This window comes from Chitinophaga parva (assembly GCF_003071345.1).
GTDB classification, from domain to species: domain Bacteria; phylum Bacteroidota; class Bacteroidia; order Chitinophagales; family Chitinophagaceae; genus Chitinophaga; species Chitinophaga parva.
Genome location: NZ_QCYK01000003.1, coordinates 42,220 through 62,147 on the forward strand (window position 1 = coordinate 42,220; position 19,928 = coordinate 62,147).

Consider the following 19,928-nt stretch of genomic DNA (forward strand, 5'->3'; position numbering starts at 1 on the left):
GTCATTTTTTGGCGGCCCGTTCTTTTTTGCAGGGCGCAATCACGGATGGTGAAAAATCCTCCTGAAGCAGTTTACAATTTCACCTGCTGCTGCCCGTCATTTATCCCGTCAATGAATTTGATCACACCCGTCATATAGGTGGTTTGATCGTCCCACATGCAAAGGTGGCTGCCGTTGGGGCAATACAGGTAGCTGCCGTGTTTTACCTGTGTGGAAGCCCATTCCATGTGTCTGGGGTCCATGGTATCGAACTGCGCGCCGATGAACAGGGTGGGCACCGTGAGGCTGGGCAGTTCTTTGGTAATGTCCCACTTTTCCAGTTTGCCGCTGATGCCAAACTCGCTGGGGCCTTGCATGGTCACGTACATGGCCGCATTCACTTTAGAGAGGGAGCGGTTCACCGGTTCCGGCCACTGGTTCAGGGGGCGACGCAGGATATGTTGGGTGTAGAAATGAGGGAGGAGTAGGCCCATGTATTCCGGGTCGTCAAATTTCTTTTGTGCTTCGAGTGTTTGGATACGGGCCAGTACTTTCGGGTCCAGTTGTTTGGCCAGTACCTCTTTGGCATATTGGTCATAGGCAGGGCAGCTCATCATCATATCGGAGATGATCAGGCCTTTGAGACGGTCCTGGTATTTCAGCGCATATTGTGCTGCCAGGATGCCGCCCCAGGAGTGCCCCAGCAGGTAGAAGTTGCCTTTGTCCAGGTGGAGGGCCTTGCGTACCTGCTCTACTTCTTCCACGGAACGGGAAAGATCGAACAGGGACGTGTCCTTTGGGTTATCGGAGTTGCCGCAGCCCAGCTGGTCGTAATAAATAAATTCAATGCCGGCGGCGGGGAAAAAGCTTTCAAAACATTCCAGGTATTCATGGGTAAGGCCCGGGCCTCCATTGAGCAGCAATACCTTGACTGCAGGGTTGTTGCCAATGCGCTTGGTCCATACATTGAACTTGCCATGGGGCGTGTTGATGGGGATCATTCGAATGCCGCCGGTTTTAATGCCGGAGGTAGTATCCTTTAAATAAGCAGCACCGGTGTCTGTGCCAGGAGTGCCGCTGCCAGACTGGTGGCAGGATATGGTAAGCGTTACAGCGGCTGCCAGTAACAGGCTGCCGGTTCTGCGGAAGATCATGAGAAGGATTTTGGAACAGGAATAAATATAGAGCTTTTAATCGTGGGGGGCAGAGGATGTGAACATAGACAAGGTCGGAGCGGGTGAAAAAGTTAAATTTTTTAGTTGGAAATACTAAAATTATTAGTATTATTGCGCTACAATTTTTAGCTTTTAAAACGCGCAGTTATGCTTCAAGGTGATCTGTTTGCACAAGACATGAATTTCTATATCCAGGTGGATGGCCGCGAGCTACCGGTGGAAGAACGCCGGGTGGCGGGAGATACTTTGTTCCTCGTGAGAGGTATTGGTGCATTGCCATTTTGTGTAAAGCCTGCAAAAGATAAAAGCGGCCGGTTAAGCTGGATGGCGGTAGGTAACCGTGACCAGGTGCTGGCGGCGCAATTGGGCCGCGAGATCGCTGCTACCCGGCTGCGGAGGGCGTAGGCGTCTTTGCTAGGGCCAGGTTCCTGCCCACGGTAAAATGTCTTTTTTATTCCCCGTTTAGGATGTCCATGACCTTGACCGGATTTTTCATTTCCCAAAGATGAATGATCCAGGCGGGATGGTGGCGGAGGAAATGCCGCCCGCCCAGCACTTTTCAGGAAATATAGTCGTAACTTTAACCGACACACGGCCCCGCTGGACCACTGCTTATTACCTCATATTCCCCATTCCCTGATCCGGCCAGGACTTGCGATCGTTTCAGTTCACGCTTATCAAACATTGAAGTGCTATGAGACACTTATTTATGCTGCTCCTGCTGTTGGCCCTTACGCCGGCGCTGGCGCAAACCCACATTGACCTTGGCATTAAAGGAGGCATCAGTATTCCCAACCTGCACGCCGGCAATTCAGATAATCCGATCAACACCGGCTATAGTTCCCGCGTGGGGCCTGATTTTGGCGTACATGCAGAATTTCATCTGACCAGGCATTTCTCCCTCCAGCCACAGTTGGAGTATTCCGCCCAGGGCGGTAAAAAAAATGGCGCGCAGGCTTTTACACCCACGGCCGAACAGGCCAGCCAGTTCCCGTCCGGCCAGGTGCCCCAGTATTTGTATGCCAACTATAAAAGCGAGGCGAAATTCAACTACCTCATGGTCCCTATCCTGGCAAAATATGGCCTGGACCTCAGCGAGCACTGGCGCTTCTATGTAGGCGCAGGCCCCTTTGTCAGCTTCCTGCTCAATGCCAAGAATGTAACAAGTGGCAGCAGCATGATCTACACGGACCCCGCGCATACCCAGCCCATTACACCGGCTCCTGTGTCTTTTGACCACACAGAAAATATCAAAGACGAACTGAAGAAAACCAATGTTGGCATCGCCGGCCACGTGGGCTTTGCATACAGCTTTGGCCGCAGCAGCATCTTTGTGGAAGGTGGCGGCAACTACGGCTTCATCAAAATACAGCGAGGGGAAACCAATGGGAATAACAACACCGGTGCCGGCAATGTAGATATCGGTTATGCTTTCCGCCTGCGGTAGCTGTTAATGGTTGCAGGCTACTGACACTATAACAAAAACGCCCTCCGTCACCGGAAGGCGTTTTTTGTTTCGACCTGGGTATGCTCTCCCCGGGTGGATAATATTACTGGTTTATGCGGAATTTTTCCGTGGACGTGATCGTGGTATGCGTGCACGTCATAGGATTGGTGCCATTTTCAATGGACACATACGCGCCATTACTCCCCTGCAGGGAAATGGTGCCATCTGTATTCACTATCCAGTCAAACTGCTCCCAGGGGCCAATGGCGGTACGGTTGCAGTTCATGCCGGAAGTGGCGCCATTCTCGGAGCACACATAGTAGCCGCTGTTCTGCAGCACCACCTTGCCATTGCCGGCATTCACTACGGTAAATTGCTCCCAGCCGCCTACTGCTGCGCGGTTGCAATGCATATAGGTGGTGGCATCTTCGCTGGATACATACAGGTTATTGCTGCCTTTCAGGGTGATCACCTGGCCAAAGGGCGGGTTGCTGCCAGTGCTGCCAGGGTAAGGCACCGTGGGACGTGTAGCGGTAAGGGCTATCTGGCCTTTGAACATCTTACCGCCGTCGCCGGTGAGGCGCAGGTAGTAGTCTGCGGAGCAGGGGGTACCATCTTCATCCAATGCATAGAAGCTGGAACCGGCCGGTACATACGCGGCACTTTCGGCGGTCTTGCAGATCTGGTTACCTTCATTGAATTCATCAAACATGGAAATGTAAATGCCCTGTGCGCCCAGGCGGGTCATGTTGTAAAACTGGCGCCACATAAAGTCGCCGTGCACACGCTGTCTTTCCTGCAGGTCGCCGGGCAGTACGCAGGGCTGGTAATCGATACCATTCTGGTTGCAATAGGTCTGGTCCGGCGTCTGCACGTTGGTGTAGAAATTATCTACATCGTTCACATTGCCAATGCGGCCTATCATCCAGGGCGAGAGCATATTGAATGCCTTGTACGTGTTGAGGAAGCCGGGCCGGGAATCGTCGCTTTCGGTGCGCCAGTGCGTGGGTACGCCACCTATCACATAGCAACCGGCGTTCTTAAACCAGTTGATCACGTCCAGGCAGGCAGCCGCGCTGAAATCGTGGTTACTGTCATTAAAGCCAAAGCCCCAGATGCATACCACCGGTTTGCCATTTTGTTTGGCATACGCGGAGGACGCGGTGTAGGCAGACATCTTACTGGTCCAGTCGGTCTTGATCTCCGTTTGCATATTGCTCCAGCCGCTTACATCGTACATGATGTAGAATTTGCGGCCCGTGGCTTCCGCCGCGGTTTTTACCTTGGCAGTAATGGCGTCGCGCACGGGGCCTTCGCCACCGGTGGGGTTAAAGCGTTGCAGGGCGGCACCATCTATGCCGTTTTGCTGCATCCACTGGAACTGTACGTTCACGGTTTGATCATTGAAGGAGGAGAACAGGCGGGCGGGCTGTCCGTTGTTCAGGTTACTGAAACCGGTGTTGTAAAGCGAAGTGTATTCGCGCACATCCGGCCAGGACTTGATACCGTTGTTGCTGGGCGAAGGCGTTTGCTGTGCATTGGGCGCCCAGTGCCACCAGATATTGATGGGCGATCCGTCGCCGATGGCGGCAAACCAGCCCTGGTAGCCTACAATCACCTTGCCCACCACATCGCCTGCCGGGCTGGCCTGGGCTGCACGGGGCGTGGTTTCGGGAGAGGCTTCTTTGTTTTGTTTGGAACAGCCAAAGGCCAGGCAGGCCATCAGCAACAACAGGCATTGTTTTGTTTTTTTCATTGCGTGGATGAATTTAAAATGAGGAGAGCATAAACGTGGAAAATAGTAATAAAGTTCCGCGCCGCAGGCCGGGTAAAGCCGCAGCAGGGGATTACGCAATGGTTATAATGATTCTTCTGGAAAGGAACAGCGCGGGTCTACGCAAAATGTAAGGTGCTCACAATACTGTAATACTTAAATGTAGCGCTTTTATTTTAATTATCCCAATGTGGAAGCGGTTAAACGCCGCCGGCTGAAAATACTGCCGCTGGCAATCATGAAGATGCCCTGCAGTGGCCTGGATGCGGCGGCAGGGCATTGGGGGCGGATGGCCAACATTGTTATTGAAAACCGGTTAGGCCGTTTCCGCAACGCGCTTGTTGTACTTGTTGCGATAGGCGCTCGGTGTCATGCCCACCGTTTTCTTGAAGAGCTGGCGGAATGCCTTTTCATCACTGTAACCAGATGCTACCATGGATTCCAACACCCCGCCGGTAGCCTGCTCCAGGATCTTTTTGGCGGCCTCAATGCGGGTACGCTGCAGGTATTCAATAGGTGTAGTGCCGGTGATGGTTTTAAAGCGCCTGGCCAGGTTGCGCCGGCTGGCGGGGATATCGTTGAGCAGTTCTTCAATGGTGCTCACTTGTGAAAAGTCTTTCTGGATGCGCAGTTGCAACTGGCTTACCAGCTCATCGTGGTGCGTGGTGCGGGGCTCAAACGTAGCAAAATAGGTCTGTTGCTCCCGGTCCATATCAATGGCAAAATACTTGGCAATACGGATACTCATATCCCGCCCGCAGTAGTTCTCAATAATGCGCAGCAGCAAATGGAAAGTACTGGTGGCGCCACCACTGGTGTACACGCCCTGGTCCTGCGTTACCACCGCGTTTTCCTGCAGGTGCACGGAGGGGAATGCGGCCGCAAATGCAGCGGCGGCGCTCACATGGGTGGTTGCGTTGCGCTGGTCCAGCAGGCCGGATGCCGCCAGCAGGAACGCGCCCGTGCACACACTGCCTATAGCCGCCCCTTGCTCATACTGGTTGCGCAGCCATTGCATGCAGGCGTTGTTGTCGCTGATGGCGGCCTGCATATCATCAATGCCAAATGCCGGCACCAGGATCAGGTCGTATTTTTGCCCATTATCCAGGGGCTGCAATGTATATTGATTGAACAGGGTGCCTGCGTTTTGCTGGCTGATAACGTGCAGGCGGAATGCAGGTTCCTGCCCGTCTGCCTTGCAGAATTTATTGACGCTTTCAAACACGTCGAGAATAGCTGCCACACTGAGCAGGCGGTGGTGCCGTGTTAGTAAAATGCCAAGGTCTACCATCGTTTTCCAATTTTCCCTAAGATACAATTTTTTGGCTCAAATGCCCCTGGAAAAGGGCATATTGTGCTACTTGCAAGAAAGCTTCGCCCTGGTTGCTTTTTGCTTGAATGAAACACACATAAAACTTTACACAGGATGCATTGCTTACCCGTTATCCCCCGCAGGCGGAACTGGAGAAATAGCAGCTTGCTTAACGTACAAAGCACGTTGTACACAGGGTACAACGTGCTTTGTATAAAACGATTAACGTATAGCCGGCACCGTTATCCAGATCTCAAACTGCGGACAGGGTTTGCCAGCGCGGCTTTGGCAGATTGCCAGGAAACGGTGAGCAACGTAATAAGCAGGATGGCCCCGCGGCGACGGCCCGGATAAATAAAATGCCGGGTAGCTGCCCGCCAGCAACCCGGTGAGCAGGGTAGTGGCACCTATCCAGGCTACCAGGGATGGCGTGAAATGAATTGCACGTGCTTGCCCGTAGCCTGGTTAAGATGCTCCGCTTGCGGCCAGTGCCTGTCCGTATTAGTACGGCACGGGGGCTTGCAGGTAAGGCCCGGCCTTTTCGGGATCGGAGATCACCTGGTACAGCGATTGAATCAGTTTTTGTAATTGCTGCAGCAGGTCTGCATCCGTGATCTGGTAGTTATGGTTCACCTTTGTTTTTACGGCCGATACCACCAGCTGCGTAGCGTCTGTAATGCGGCTTTCAATGATCAGTAAAGTGCCCAGCAGCGAGGCATGCGCATGATGGCCTGCCGTGGAGGCGGTAATGAGCGCCACTGGTTTTTTGCAGAATTCCATGGAAGATACGGTCCAGTCAATGGCGTCTTTCAGCACGCCGGGCACGCCCACGGCGTATTCCGGTGTGCAGATCAGGATGGCGTCAGCGGCCCGCAGTTTGTTGCGGAAGCCTGTTACGGCAACGGGCTCCATGCCGGGCTCCATATCCTCATCCGGATTGAAATGGGGCAATTGCAACAGGCCGTCATAGATGGTAACATTAAAAAGATCTGTGCTCATACCCGCAATGGCCCTGATCAGGTTCAGGTTGGTAGAACGGGTGCGGGTGCTGCCGGAAATGGCCAGTACATTGTAAATTTTGGGCATGTTGGTGCTCGGTTAATTGGAAAAAACAATAATTAAAAATGTGTCTTTGTAATAAGGTTCACCGTTCATCAACGACAACTGGAATGCATAAAATAGTTAGGTGTCTTACGCTAACGGGCATGGATATATTACGGGCGTAAAACTAACTATTTCCCATGAACCCTCCCTTGCAAAAAAGTGTTACTTGCTTTTTTGAAAGTTAAGTTACGTACAAACTATCCAAAGAAATATACCAGCATTTCCTTCATTCATACTAACAAATGCCGGCGCAGCGATGGATATTTGTGACTGGCAAGTCATTATTTACCAAAATTGGAACCATGGAATACAGGCAATTAGGGGCATCCGGACTGATGGTGCCCGTGTTAAGTTTCGGTACCGCCACCTTTGGCGGGGGCAATGAGTTCTTTAAAGCCTGGGGCAACACCCAGCTGGAGGAGGCCCGGGAGCTGGTAAAGCTCTGTATGGACGCCGGCGTGAATTTCTTTGATACAGCCAACGTGTACTCCGCCGGCCGTTCGGAAGAAATACTCGGCCAGGCCCTCAAAGGCATGCGCCAGCAGGTGATCATTTCTACCAAAGCCACCTTCAACATGGGCGGCGGCCCTCGGGACCAGGGGTCTTCCCGCAGCCATTTGCTGCTGCAGGTGGAGCATAGCCTGAAACGCCTGCACACAGACTATATTGACGTGTACCACATGCATGGTTTTGACGGCAACACGCCCATTGATGAAACCCTGAAAACGCTGGACACCCTGGTGACCAGCGGTAAGGTGCGCTACATTGCCTGCTCTAACTTTTCCGGCTGGCAGCTCATGAAAAGCCTCAGCATTTCAGAGCGCTATGGATGGGCCAAGTACGTAGGCCACCAGGTGCTGTACTCCCTGCTGGACCGGGAATATGAATGGGAACTGATGCCCCTGGCCATTGACCAGCGGGTAGGCGCCATGATCTGGAGCCCCTTGTCCAGCGGCCGCCTTTCCGGCAAGTACCGCCGTAACCAGCCCCGCCCGGAAGACAACCGCATGCAGCAGGGCGGCGCACATGGCCCCGACCTGGCAAATGAGCACCTGTTCCGCATTGTGGACGTGCTGGATGAGATAGCCGCGGAAACCGGCCGCAATGTATCGCAGGTGGCCATCAACTGGCTGCTGCAGCGCCCCACGGTGAGCAATGTGATCATTGGCGCCCGCAATGCACAGCAATTAAAGGAAAACCTGGCCGCGGCAGATTTTACGCTCACCACAGACCAGGTAAAACGCCTGGATGCCGTGAGCGACCGCGATCTCGTTTACCCTTACTGGCACCAGCGCCAGAATACCAGCCTGCTGCCTCCGCCGGTATTTTACAGCTGATAAAAGACCAGCGATCCTGCATTTTTCCGCCCGGCGAAAACGTTTTCACCGGGCTTTTTTGTATTGCACTCCCGGCACGATCGCGTGTGCATATCCTGCTGAAAAAAAATTTCCTTTTGCCGAACATTCCCCTTTCAGATATTGTTAAATGAACCATTAGGCCAATAGAAGCGCCAATCCGCAAAACACACACACGATAGAGAAAATGCAAATGATTAAATTGTACATGCGCCATATGGGAGCATTGGAATTCATAGGCATGAACGATGTGCTGCAGCTACAGTTATGGATCAAAAAGGCCGCGGGCTACCTGGATAAGCTGCGCCTGGATTACGAGCCCGCCCACCTTGACCTCCTGGAAAAGGCCTGTGGCCACCTGTATGGCTGTGAACGCCTCCTCTACCAACTGGATCTGCCACATTTATTCCGGTTTACGCTGGCCAAGCAAAAGGCCCTCAGTACCCTGCATTTGCTGGAGCTGCGGGGCCAGATCCGCCACCGCCAGGCCGGCAGGGGAGGCGAGGCGCTGGTAAAAGTAATGCGCCGGGCGGGCCCGCTGCAGGTAGTGCGGCAGTACACAGGCCCGCTGTGCGCTAACTAGCAATGCTATCATGGTGGAAAAAGCCAGATACGCCCCGATGTTTTGTATCTTGGGGTGTATTTTTTCAACCTGTACACATGAGTGATTTCCGCAACCGCGTGGTACTGATCACCGGCGGCGCATCCGGCATTGGTAAGATCATGGGAAGGCTGGCCCTGGACCGCGGGGCAGCCCACCTTGTTATCTGGGACCAGGATGCCACAGCGCTGGCCCGAACTGCCGCCCAATGGGCCGATGCAGGCCCCCGGCTGCACACGCTGGCAATAGACATTACCAACACCACAATGCTGGAAACTGCCTGCCATGCCCTGCTGCAACAGCTGCAGCGGGTGGACATCCTTATCAACAACGCTGGCATAGTAGCCGGCAAATTATTCCAGGACCATACGGCGGCAGATATAGACCGCACCATGCAGGTGAACAGCCTGGCCATGATGCAGCTCACCCGCCTGCTGCTGCCGGGGATGATGGCGCGCGGTGAAGGACATATCTGCAACATTGCCTCCGCCGCAGGGCTTATTTACAATCCTAAGCTTTCCGTGTATTGCGCCAGTAAGTGGGCCGTCATTGGCTGGTCAGAGAGCCTGCGCCTGGAAATGGAAATGCAGCGCACCGGTGTGCGCATCACCACCGTGGCGCCCTATTACATTAACACCGGCATGTTTGCCGGGGTCCGTTCCCTCATTCCCATCCTGGAACCAGCGCCCACGGCCGGCAGGATCATCCGCGCCATTGAGCGCAACCGCATCTTTCTGAAAATGCCGGGCCTCGTAAACCTCATCCCGCCTGTAAAAGGCTTGTTGCCCATCCGCTGGTTCGACTGGCTGGTGGGCAAGGTATTGCGCACGCACGCCACCATGACCTATTTTACCGGCCGTCGGGAATAATTTTATTATCTTGGGGCAAAATTTATTGTTAGCTCTCTATGTTTGCTTATTGGAATAATTCCTATTACCTCGTTGTCATCCTGCAGGTCATCGCCATCATTCATGCGCTGAGGACCGGTCGCAGTAACTGGCTGTACCTGCTCATCTTCCTGCCGCTGGTGGGGGTGCTGGTGTATTTTTTTATGGAAGTGCTGCCGGAGATCCGGACAGGCGCTTTCATGCCCAATTTCCGCAAAGTATTTATGCCCGGCGCCCAGATCCACGAATGGGAACGTAAAGTACGTATGTCCGATACCGTTAGTAACCGGGTGCAACTCTCCCGCGCCTATGCGGAAGCCGGCCAGTGGGGCAAGGCCATAGAACTGACAAAGAGCGCCCTCACCGGTATGTATGCCAATGATCCGGGCATCCTGCTGCAACTGGCCCGCCAGTACTTTGGCAATGCACAATACGCAGAAAGCCTCCAGTATTTTGACAAACTGAAGACGATGAAGACCGGCCGCATCAACATGGCGGAAGACGACCTGGTGTACACCCGCGCCCTGGATGGCGCCGGGCAAAAGGAAAAGGCGGAAGAAGGCTACCAGCAGATCATCCGTGTACATCACTCCCTGGAAGCCCGCTATTATTATGGCCTTTTCCTGAAGAAGCAAGGCCGCTCCGCGGAAGCCAAAGCCCAGTTCCAGGCCGTGCGGGAGGATATCCGGGAATTACCGCGTTTTGCACGCCGCCTTAATGCCCAGTGGGCACGAAAGTCGTTTACGGAAATGATGTCGAAGTAGTTGGTTGATGCATGATCCCCCGCTCAATATATGCCTGCACCACAGCAGGCGTTGCTTTTTCCAAGAGGTAAGCCTGTTGTTTGCCAATATGCTCCCACCCGTTAGCCCCATCTGCATGTAACACAATGCGCCCATACTGCAAAGTATAAAAAGGTGCAATGCCTTTGCAGGCGGCCAGTACAGCCGTTTCATCCCAGCTCATACGGCCATCGGCGTCTTCCTTGGAAAGCGGGATGCAGATGCGGAACACATCTTTCACCGGGCTGTTTTGGATGTGCGCATTGTGCACCAGCGCCAGCCCCACTTTTATTTTCTCCCCGATCTCAAAGCCGCTGTAAGTAATGTGCGTGGGCCAGTGGGCAAATACATAACGGGAGGAAGTGGAATCCATGAACACATTGAACTCGCGCCCCTGAGGAAACTGCCCGGCCATGCTCACCAGTTGCTTCACTTTCTGCTGCACCAATTGCCGGCCGCCCAGGCGGGAATACCGGTCTGGCGCGGATTGCAGCAGGTTAGCCAGGTTGGTGAAAAAGCCCACGCTGATGATGGTTACACTATGATCTGGCTGTGCAGCCAGCACCTTACGGTATACTTCCACGGCATCCGGTACATCCGCATTGCGTTGTATGCGGTGGGGATAGCGGGCCAGGATGCTGTCTGTCCAGTGCTGTGTATCCCGCATGTCAATGCCGTTCCGGTGCGGCACGCCAATGGGTAGTCCCGGGCGGTGGAAGTATGTGTTGAACACATTGATCACGCCCGCCACGCCTTCATAATTGGTACTGGCCACGGTGGCCAGGATCTTTACCCGGCCGCTGTCTGCAAAGGCATGCAGCAGCGTGATGGCGCCCACGTCATCATAATCCGGCCCCATGTCGGTATCAAAGATCACGGGGCGCTGTGCCAGCGTCACGGAAGCCAGCAGCGAAAGTACAAGGGTAGCAAAGGTTTTAGGCCACATAAGACAACGGTAAGATGGTTGGCTTTAAAGATACGGCATCTGGAAAATTCTTTCTATTTTCCCCGCATGAAAGCAAAACATGCTGTTATTTTATTGGCCCTGGGCTTTTGTACCGACTTTGCAGCGGCGGCTTTTAAGATCACCCACTGGCGCGGTACAAACGAGTTGTTCTTTACCGCCATCTTGTTGAAAATAGCGGGTGCGCTCTTACTCGTTTATAAGCTGATCACCAGCCGCCAACTGCGCGGTTTCATGAACCATTAACGGACGGGCATTTGTACGATTGCGAACAATTGCAAGCATAGCTCCCGGTGTAATGGCCTGATTTATAATTGCATTTCTTTCTGGTATTTGTTTTGGCCGCCCGATAGCAGATCTCCTGGATTATGCTCAAAAACTACCTGAAAATAGCCTGGCGCTACCTGCTTAAAAACAAAGCACATTCCTTCATCAACATTGCCGGCCTTTCCGCCGGTATGACCGTGGCCATGCTCATTGGCCTGTGGATCCGGGATGAATGGGATTTTGACCGCGTGCATACAAATTACAACAGCATTGCCCAGGTGCTGCAGCAGCGCCGGATCAATGGGCGGGTGGAAACCAGCGAAGCAGTACCCATTCCGCTGAACACCGCGCTGCACACGGAGTACAAGCCTTACTTTTCCCGCATTGCCATGGCCACCATGGTATGGCCCCACGCGATTGCCGCGGGGGAGCAGGTGGTAGACGCACCCGGCCATTTTATTGAGCCGGATGGCCCGGACCTGTTTTCGCTGGACATGATTGCCGGCCGGCGCGATGCACTGAAGGAACCCAATGCCATCCTTATTGCCGCCAGCCTGGCAAAGGCCTTGTACGGCAACCAGGTAGCGCTGGGCCAAACCCTGCAACTGGATAACAAGAACAGCTTTAAAGTAGCCGGCGTATACAAAGACCTCCCGGCTAATTCCACTTTTCATAAGGTAACGTTCATGGCGCCCTGGGCTTACTTCCAGGCAGCGGAGCAGGGCATGGACCGTTCCCTGCACGACTGGGGCGATAACTTTGTACTGGAATTTGTGCAGCTGGCACCTGGTATGGATGCCGCCTGCGTGTCTGCCCGCATCCGGGATGTGAAGCTGAAACATGTAAACCGCGAGGGTGCGATGTACGAGCCGGCCATGATCCTGCAACCCATGGCTAACTGGCACCTTTACAGCCAGTTTCGCGATGGGCGCAATGCAGGCGGCCGGATCCAGTACGTATGGCTGTTTGGCATCATCGGTGCCTTTGTGTTGCTGTTGGCCTGTATCAATTTTATGAACCTGAGCACCGCCCGCAGCGCCAAGCGCGCCAAAGAAGTAGGGCTGCGCAAAACAGTGGGCTCCCTGCGGGGGCAGCTGGTAGTGCAGTTTTACAGTGAATCCGTGCTGATGGCACTGCTGGCGTTTGTTATTGCGCTGCTGGCAGTGGTATTACTGCTGCCATCTTTTAACCTGCTGGCGGATAAGGAAATTGCAATGCCCTGGAGCCGGCCATGGTTCTGGGTTTCCAGCGCTGCATTTACTATCGGTACAGCGTTGCTTGCCGGCAGTTATCCTGCATTGTTCCTGTCTTCCTTCCAGCCGTTAAAAGTATTGAAGGGCAATGTATACATGGGACGGCAAGGCGCATTGCCCAGGAAAGTATTGGTGGTGGTACAATTTACCGTATCCGTGTTGCTGATCATTGGCACCCTCATCGTTTTCCGGCAGATCCGGTTCGCCAAAAACAGGCCGGTAGGATACGACCGGGAAGGGTTGGTAAGTGTGTTCACTGGTACGATGGATATCCATAATCATTTTGAAGCAGTGAAAGCAGACCTGCTGCGTTCCGGTATGGTAACAGCGGTGGCGCAGTCGTCCAGCCCCCTTACCGGCGTGAATAACAACAGTGGGGATGTACACTGGGAAGGCATGCCTGCCGGCTTCTCCGGCGATTTTGGTATTGTACGCGTTACCATGGATTACCCGCAAACGGTGGGCATGCGCCTGTTGCAGGGGAGAAGTTTTTCCAATGCCTATGCCACAGACTCGATGGCGGTGCTGCTCAATGAAAGGGCGGTGCAATATATGGGACTGGAACATCCCCTGGGCGCCGTATTAAAACTGGGCCGGCAGGAACTGCACGTGATCGGTATTGTAAAGGATATGGTCATGGAGTCGCCATACGAGCCGGTAAAGCAAACCATTTTCCGGGTAGGCAAGGCAGAATTTGATTTCCTGAACCTGCGCATTAACCCCCATGTAAATATGCACGACGCATTGACGCAGATCGAGGCTGTGTATAAAACCTATTCACCCGCTACGCCCTTTACCTACCGGTTTGTGGATGTAGAATACGGGCGCAAGTTTATCAATGAAGAAAGGGTGGGCAACCTGGCGGGTATTTTTGCAGCACTGGCTGTCTTCATCAGTTGCCTGGGCCTCTTTGGCATGGCCGCTTTCATGGCGGAGCAGCGCATCCGGGAAATAGGTATCCGCAAAGTAATGGGCGCTTCGGTGACCGGCCTCTGGGCCCTGCTCAGCCGGGAGTTTGTATGGCTGGTAGGCATTGCGCTGCTCATTGCTATTCCCGCGGGTTACGTGGGGATGAATAAATGGTTGTCGCACTTTCCGTATCATACCCCCACGCCGTGGTGGATCTATGCCGGCACCGGCTTTGGTGCGTTGCTGCTTACCTTGCTCACGGTGAGTTACCAGGGCATCCGCGCGGCACTGGCCAATCCTGTTAAAAACCTGCGCGCAGCGTAACGGCCCCTGATATTTCACCCGGGCACCTTGCATTTCTGGAGGTACATTCAAACACAAGGGTAGAAAAATTTCATTTATAAAAACGAAAATTTTCTGCCCTTGTTCCCCCCTGATTTTTCCGGGTATAACAAAGAGCGGGTACCACCTATTGTTTCGTTTTTAACCAATCCACCAGCGCCACCAGTTCTTCGGGATGCGCCTCGTACCAGGCCAGTGTTTGCATGAATACATAATGCCGGATCTTCTTCTTCACTTCCTTCATATCCAGGCTGGTTTTAAACGCATTGTCATAAGAAAGATTAGGCCCGCGGATGGCGGCAATGGTCTGTATGTAAGGTTCTATGCGCTTGCGGCCCGCTTTAAGCTTACCCGGCTGGCGCCCTGCTATTTCCTTAATGGCCATGCGGAATCCTTTCATCACACCGGTTTGCAGGGAACCGCCTTCAAAGGTGGTCTCGCTGTTGGCATACGTGCGGATGGAAGGGAGGTTCTTGGGCACCCGCACGGGGTAGGCAATGCTCACCTGGTAGTGGTTCTCATCTATTTCCGTGTGCAGGTCCATGGACACCACGCTTTGCCCCAATGCGGCAAACGTTTCGTGCAGCTGCTCAGATACGCCCTGGGGGTAATAGAAAATGCGTTGCTGTAACGCGCCTCTTTTTTCCACGCTGGTAATATGAATGCCGGGATAGAGATAGGCAAATTGTTTCAGGAAAATGTTTACAAAAGCATAACTCACTTCCAGTGGCCCAAAGATGGCAGGATCGATGGTGAACTCCAGCAGGCTGCTATTGGCCGGCAGCTCCACGGTATTGCTGGTGCTGATCTCCAGCTTGCCTTCACCGCCCAGAAAGGCGCCGGTGGCTTGCGGATAGTTTACCAGGATCTTCAGGTCTTTCGTGTAAGCCGCCAGGGATACCAGGGCCAGGTTGTACTGCTGGGTATCCGCATCGGCCTGGGGATGCAGCAGGGCGGAGAGGCGGCCCAGGTGAATATTTTCAAACTGCACGCGCACGCGGTTTTCCGGGAAAAATTCAAACGTGGCCTTCAGTTGGGGAATGTCTGCCGGGGGCAGGTCGTTCATTACAAACTTGATAATATTAACGACCCCATTGTGATTGAGGCTGCCCAGCAGCTGGCTGGGTCTTTGTCTGGCCGCATCAATGTGGGCCTGTAGGTTTAGTACCATTGCTATCTTATCAGTTAGTAACGCCTGCTAAAAATATAATAATATCTTGTAAGCTAAACATTCACGGACTCTTATGCGCAAAAAATCTTTGGCGGGCTGCCTGCTCCTGGCAGTACTGCTGTTCCTGCAATCTGCCACCATGGCTCAAAACCGCTTGAAGGTGGTAGTGGCAGGACTTAACCACGACCACATCCACAACATCCTGCATGCTTTCCGGGAAGGGCGTGTCACCATCATTGGCATCGCAGAGCCCAGTAAAGCCCTGCAACAAAAATTTGCCAAGGCCTACCAGTTGCCGGATTCCCTCTTTTATAGTGACCTGCCATCCGCCCTGGCAGCGCATCCCCACCCCGATGCAGTGCTGGGCTACAATGAAGTAGGCCGGCACGTGGACGTGGTGCGCATCTGCGCCCCGCGCGGCATCCCGGTGATGGTGGAAAAACCGCTGGCCGCCACACTGGCCCAGGCCAGCGAGATCCAGGCGCTGGCAGGAAAGTACCATGTAAAGGTGCTCACTAATTATGAGACCACGTGGTATGCATCGTTCCATGCACTGTACCAGGACCTGCAGGCAGACAGCATTGGCCCCCTCAAAAAGCTGGTCGTGCACGACGGGCACCAGGGCCCCAAAGAAATAGGCTGCAGTGATGCATTTCTCAGCTGGCTCACAGACCCGGTGCTCAACGGGGCCGGCGCCCTCAATGATTTTGGTTGCTATGGTGCAGACCTGATGACCTGGTTCATGCAAGGCAAAAAGCCACTGGCCGTAACTGCGGTAACCCGCCATTACAAACCCGCAGTTTATCCCAAAGTGGATGACGATGCAACCATCCTCGTGGAATATCCCACTTGCACAGGCCAGCTGGAAGGCTCATGGAACTGGCCCTTCGGCATCAAGGACATGGAGTTATTCGGCACCACAGGTTACCTGCATGCATTTGACGGTACGCATATTTACAAGCGCCAGCGGGAAAATAAAGTGAGCACTTATGATGCTCCCGCGCTGCCCGCGCCCATCAATGATCCCATGGAATACCTGGCCGCCGTGCTGCAGGGGAAAATTTCCGGCGACAATGACCTCTCGTCCCTGCAATACAACATGGTGGTCATGCAGATCCTGGATGCAGCCAAACGGTCTGCTGCGAGCGGGAAGAGAATTGTGCTGTAGCAGCATATTTTCCAAACAGGGAATACTTTTTAGAACATAAAATGGAAGATCACCGCAAAAGTGATCTTCCATTTGTTTTTTATGCTTCGTATAAACAGGCATTGGCGTTTTCCAGGAGCCGGAAATTGCTTCTTTGAAATTCCTATAACGCGGGCGCTACTGCACTCTGGTTATTCACTACCGGCCACACACCGGGTGTGGGTACGCTCACGCCCTTGGTAAGCCCCATGGTGAGGTTATCACCACCGAAATAATACATAGGCCAGCCTTTGAAAGTAAGCTGCTGTTGCCCCTGCACGGTGATGAGTTTAAAGTCTGCCGCATTCAGCGCAGAGGGAACCCGCGCCAGTTGGGCAAGGGGATAAATAGGCCAGATAGCGTTATGGGCGGCATCTGTAGTGGTGTAGTTATTCACCCCGTTCTTGTCCTTTGCAGCAAAGGCATACAGGGTGCGGCCACGGTCGTCGGTGAGGTAAAAAGAGCTGCCGGTGCCGGCGCTGATCACGGCGGGAGTGCCGGACAGGGTGTAGTTATTGGCATCGTTACCTACCAGCTGGCCTTCGCCCAGCATTACGGAGTAGTCCGGTTTGGCAATGAACCAGTTGCCGCCTACATTATCGCCTTTGGTCTCGCCGGCACTGGCATCCTGGGCAAAGTAGTAGAGGGGCCAGCCTTTGTAAGTGGTTTGCTTGGCCCCATCCCCACGGGTGATGGTGGCAAAGTCTGCCGCCTTCAGGTCTGCATCCAGCGTAAGCGTTGCGGGGTCAATGTAGAACGCGGGCCAGGCTGCCAGGCAGCCACCGTTGCAGTTAGACGTGCCATTGTAGTCCACAGAAAAGAAGTACAGGCTGCGACCGGCGCTGTCGGTCATAATGCTGCCAAAAGTGCCGTTAGTGGCCAGTCTTACAGCGTGGTTTTTCACCGGCGGGGTAGTGCTGCCGCCGTTGTGGTCTTTGGAGCAGGAAGCGAATACGGACATGGCAAGGCCTATTGCCGCCGTAGCCGCAACTTTAAGTTGTGCATGCATGATCGTGAGGTATTTGTTGGTAAGTAATGAAGTGTGTTAACCGTTCACCAATACAATACGGCATCCTGGCATGAAGGGTTGCCTGCACCGGGAAAAATAAAAAGGGCTTCCTACATTTGAGGCATGGAAATACGCACCCTGGAGCATACACCACTGCCCGCTATTGTAGCTTGTTTCATCAAAGCGTTTGATGGTTATTTTGTAAAAGTATCCGAAGATGTAAATTATTACGCAGCCCGCTGGAAAGCCGCCATGGTGGACTTTGACAGCTCTTATGGCATGTTTGACGGGGAGCAGCTGGTAGGGTTTGTGCTGCATGCGGTGGATACGCGTTTTGGCATGCGAACGGCATTTAACGATGGCACGGGGGTGCTGCCGGCTTACCGCGGCCGCCGCATGGTGCAGGCCATTTATGAAAAAGCTGTCCCGGAGCTGAAAGCAAAAGGTATTGCCCAGCTTTCCCTCGAAGTGATCCAGGAAAATGCGGTGGCGCTGAAAGCGTATGAAAAGGTCGGTTTCCGTATTGTGAAGGAATACGCCTGTTTCAAAGGTATCCTGCTGGCCCGCGCGGATGCAGCCATGCAGCTGGAGGCCACTACGTTTGATCACATGGAATGGGATAAGCTTCCTGCCCCGGCCATGCAGGCCTGGGAGCACCAGCCGGAAAGCCTGCGGGGCGGCGCGTTCAAATACTACTACGTGTGGCGGGAAGGGAAACGTATTGGCTTTTTCGTGGTGCAGCCGGAAAATGGTTACCTGGCGCGGCTGGATGCTTTCACGGAAATTGAAGCGGACTGGAATGCCTTACTGCTGGGTGTTTCACAGCTGTGCAACCTGGTGAAGCACAACAACGTGGACGTAAGGCAGGCGGCCAAGACCCGCTTCCTGGAAAAGCACGGCCTTACCCGTTACATCAACCAGTTTGAAATGGGAATGAAGATCTGAAACCAAAGGATTAACTTTAGCGCATAACCATTACTATCCATGCACCTGTTACAGTTCACCGGTCTTTCCGGTGCCGGCAAAACCACCATTGCGCGTTCCATCAAAACAGCCCTGGAAGCCCAGGGGCAGCCCGTAGCCATTATAGATGGGGATGTATACCGGAAAAATCTTTGTGCAGACCTTGGTTTCTCCGCGGCGCATCGGCTGGAAAATATACGCCGGCTGGGTGCAGTGGCGCATGGTTTTGTGTGCAGGGGCAGCATTGCCATTGTAGCTGCCATCAACCCCTATGAATCCGGCCGCCGGCATATGGTGCACGCTTATGGCGCCCGCACGGTATGGCTGGATTGCCCGCTGGAGGTATTACAGCTGCGCGATACGAAGGGGCTGTACCGCAGGGCTGCATTGCCCGAAGGGCACCAGGAAAAAATATATAATCTTACCGGTGTGAATGATCCCTATGAGCGCCCCGCCGCGGCAGACCTTATCCTGCATACCGGCCACGAATCCGTGGATGCTTCGGTGAGCCGCCTGTTGGATTTTATCCGCCAATGCCCGCCCACCCGCTGCCCGGAGTGGCTGAGGTCCGAATAGCTTCCAGTTGATGGTAACTTTGCACGGCAGCCTGCAAGAATGCAGGTGGAGGAGCAGTTACAGCTGGTTCGGAAAACGGTTGGCCAGGATATTTCCCGTGGTAACTGCTACGGATGTACGCAGCATCCCGCCATGTAGGGGTAAGCGCTGTTTGTGTAAATGCGCTTATTTTTTCCAGCCATGCCATGGGGCCTTCGTTATAATTCAATAGCAACAGGTGTGCATCGGTAGCGGCCATCTCCAGCGCCAGCCCGTAATACCGGTGCAGCACATTCGCGAAGTAGGTATCCAGCACCGCTTCCGTATTGTTTACATCCCACAGCGGGGCCAGTACAGGAACAAGGCCCGGCACCGCGTGCCTGCCGCGCTGGCGTTGTTGTGAATGCAGCACGGCCAGGGGTTCCCGGTATAGTAATATGAAGGGCACCCCGGGGAATAGCTGGCGCAGGCTTTCATAATAGCAAAGATGCCAACTGTCAGTCTTTACAAAAAGGGCGGTTTCCTGCCCATGTTGCCGCTGGGCAAGCATGCGCAGTGCGGCGGGTACCAGTTCCGGTGTATGCGGCAAGAGCTGGTCCAGCACCGGGGCTTCTGACAGTACGATATGTTTTTCATCCAGCGCCAGTAATTGCGATAACAAGGTGGAGCCACAGCGGGATACATGGAAGATCAACGCGGTAGGCGGCACGGCATCTGCCACAGCTGCCCACAACAGCAGTTCGGCGCTGGTGCCTGTCCTGGTGGGCAATGCCCGGTGCTTGCAGGCTGCAATGGTTTCATCAAGGAAGGGATGCGTAAAGGCAATGCCTTTGCGGTTTAGCCAGGTGAAAGTGCCGTCTTCATGGTAACTGCCGGGAATGAAAGCTTGCATG

At 53.9% G+C, this 19,928-nt stretch carries 19 protein-coding genes; 11 read left to right on the forward strand and 8 right to left on the reverse strand.

Annotation, left to right across the window (positions count from 1 at the left end):
- Positions 1-71 precede the first annotated feature (71 nt).
- Positions 72-1,133, reverse strand: a complete 1,062-nt coding sequence (locus tag DCC81_RS19440) for a proline iminopeptidase-family hydrolase (protein WP_108688356.1) — start codon at positions 1,131-1,133, stop codon at positions 72-74.
- Between the two features lie 168 nt (positions 1,134-1,301).
- Here DCC81_RS19440 and DCC81_RS19445 point away from each other — a divergent pair, with 168 nt between their 5' ends.
- Entirely contained in the window at positions 1,302-1,559 is a 258-nt protein-coding gene (locus tag DCC81_RS19445) for a hypothetical protein (protein ID WP_108688357.1), read from the forward strand.
- A gap of 289 nt (positions 1,560-1,848) precedes the next feature.
- Positions 1,849-2,601, forward strand: coding sequence for a porin family protein (locus DCC81_RS19450; protein WP_108688358.1), 753 nt, complete (start codon positions 1,849-1,851; stop codon positions 2,599-2,601).
- A 103-nt stretch (positions 2,602-2,704) separates the two neighbouring features.
- Here the strand turns inward: DCC81_RS19450 and DCC81_RS19455 are convergent, their stop codons facing one another.
- The 3 genes from DCC81_RS19455 to DCC81_RS19465 form a co-directional block, all read right to left on the reverse strand.
- A complete protein-coding gene (locus DCC81_RS19455; RefSeq protein WP_108688359.1) occupies positions 2,705-4,357 on the reverse strand; it encodes a lectin in 1,653 nt (550 codons plus the stop codon).
- Between the two features lie 334 nt (positions 4,358-4,691).
- Positions 4,692-5,666 (reverse strand): GlxA family transcriptional regulator, encoded by a 975-nt coding sequence (locus tag DCC81_RS19460; RefSeq protein ID WP_108688360.1) that lies wholly within the window; start codon positions 5,664-5,666, stop codon positions 4,692-4,694.
- A 522-nt stretch (positions 5,667-6,188) separates the two neighbouring features.
- A complete protein-coding gene (locus tag DCC81_RS19465) occupies positions 6,189-6,773 on the reverse strand; it encodes an NADPH-dependent FMN reductase (protein WP_108688361.1) in 585 nt (194 codons plus the stop codon).
- Between the two features lie 320 nt (positions 6,774-7,093).
- On the opposite strand from DCC81_RS19465, the gene DCC81_RS19470 reads away from it, so the two are divergent.
- The 4 genes from DCC81_RS19470 to DCC81_RS19485 all read left to right on the forward strand — a co-directional run bounded on the left by DCC81_RS19470 (position 7,094) and on the right by DCC81_RS19485 (position 10,398).
- Positions 7,094-8,128, forward strand: coding sequence for an aldo/keto reductase (locus DCC81_RS19470; protein ID WP_108688362.1), 1,035 nt, complete (start codon positions 7,094-7,096; stop codon positions 8,126-8,128).
- Positions 8,129-8,363: 235 nt separating this feature from the next.
- On the forward strand, positions 8,364-8,729 hold the full coding sequence (locus DCC81_RS19475) for a hypothetical protein (RefSeq protein WP_108688363.1): 366 nt from the start codon (positions 8,364-8,366) through the stop codon (positions 8,727-8,729).
- Between the two features lie 77 nt (positions 8,730-8,806).
- Positions 8,807-9,616 (forward strand): SDR family oxidoreductase, encoded by an 810-nt coding sequence (locus tag DCC81_RS19480; RefSeq protein WP_108688364.1) that lies wholly within the window; start codon positions 8,807-8,809, stop codon positions 9,614-9,616.
- 38 nt (positions 9,617-9,654) lie between these two features.
- Positions 9,655-10,398, forward strand: coding sequence for a hypothetical protein (locus tag DCC81_RS19485; protein WP_108688365.1), 744 nt, complete (start codon positions 9,655-9,657; stop codon positions 10,396-10,398).
- Here the strand turns inward: DCC81_RS19485 and DCC81_RS19490 are convergent.
- The gene (locus DCC81_RS19490; protein ID WP_108688366.1) at positions 10,376-11,362 is read right to left on the reverse strand and encodes a nucleoside hydrolase; all 987 of its coding nucleotides are present in this window, start codon (positions 11,360-11,362) and stop codon (positions 10,376-10,378) included. The two genes, DCC81_RS19485 and DCC81_RS19490, sit on opposite strands and share 23 nt — an antisense overlap.
- A gap of 66 nt (positions 11,363-11,428) precedes the next feature.
- On the opposite strand from DCC81_RS19490, the gene DCC81_RS19495 reads away from it, so the two are divergent.
- On the forward strand, positions 11,429-11,626 hold the full coding sequence (locus DCC81_RS19495; protein WP_108688367.1) for a hypothetical protein: 198 nt from the start codon (positions 11,429-11,431) through the stop codon (positions 11,624-11,626).
- A gap of 122 nt (positions 11,627-11,748) precedes the next feature.
- On the forward strand, positions 11,749-14,133 hold the full coding sequence (locus DCC81_RS19500; protein ID WP_108688368.1) for an ABC transporter permease: 2,385 nt from the start codon (positions 11,749-11,751) through the stop codon (positions 14,131-14,133).
- Positions 14,134-14,278: 145 nt separating this feature from the next.
- Here DCC81_RS19500 and DCC81_RS19505 read toward each other — a convergent pair whose 3' ends face one another.
- Positions 14,279-15,322 (reverse strand): DNA topoisomerase subunit B, encoded by a 1,044-nt coding sequence (locus tag DCC81_RS19505; protein ID WP_108688369.1) that lies wholly within the window; start codon positions 15,320-15,322, stop codon positions 14,279-14,281.
- Between the two features lie 73 nt (positions 15,323-15,395).
- Here DCC81_RS19505 and DCC81_RS19510 point away from each other — a divergent pair, with 73 nt between their 5' ends.
- On the forward strand, positions 15,396-16,490 hold the full coding sequence (locus DCC81_RS19510; RefSeq protein ID WP_108688370.1) for a Gfo/Idh/MocA family protein: 1,095 nt from the start codon (positions 15,396-15,398) through the stop codon (positions 16,488-16,490).
- Positions 16,491-16,632: 142 nt separating this feature from the next.
- Here DCC81_RS19510 and DCC81_RS19515 read toward each other — a convergent pair whose 3' ends face one another.
- Positions 16,633-17,517, reverse strand: a complete 885-nt coding sequence (locus DCC81_RS19515; RefSeq protein ID WP_205686388.1) for a hypothetical protein — start codon at positions 17,515-17,517, stop codon at positions 16,633-16,635.
- A 123-nt stretch (positions 17,518-17,640) separates the two neighbouring features.
- Between DCC81_RS19515 and DCC81_RS19520 the strand changes: the two genes are divergently transcribed.
- Complete coding sequence (locus tag DCC81_RS19520) at positions 17,641-18,462, forward strand: GNAT family N-acetyltransferase (RefSeq protein WP_108688371.1); 822 nt, start codon at positions 17,641-17,643, stop codon at positions 18,460-18,462.
- Positions 18,463-18,501: 39 nt separating this feature from the next.
- Positions 18,502-19,056 (forward strand): adenylyl-sulfate kinase, encoded by a 555-nt coding sequence (cysC, locus tag DCC81_RS19525; protein WP_108688372.1) that lies wholly within the window; start codon positions 18,502-18,504, stop codon positions 19,054-19,056.
- On the opposite strand, the gene DCC81_RS19530 is transcribed toward cysC, so the two are convergent.
- Entirely contained in the window at positions 19,004-19,927 is a 924-nt protein-coding gene (locus tag DCC81_RS19530) for a sulfotransferase family protein (protein WP_108688373.1), read from the reverse strand. The two genes, cysC and DCC81_RS19530, sit on opposite strands and share 53 nt — an antisense overlap.
- Position 19,928 lies beyond the last annotated feature (1 nt).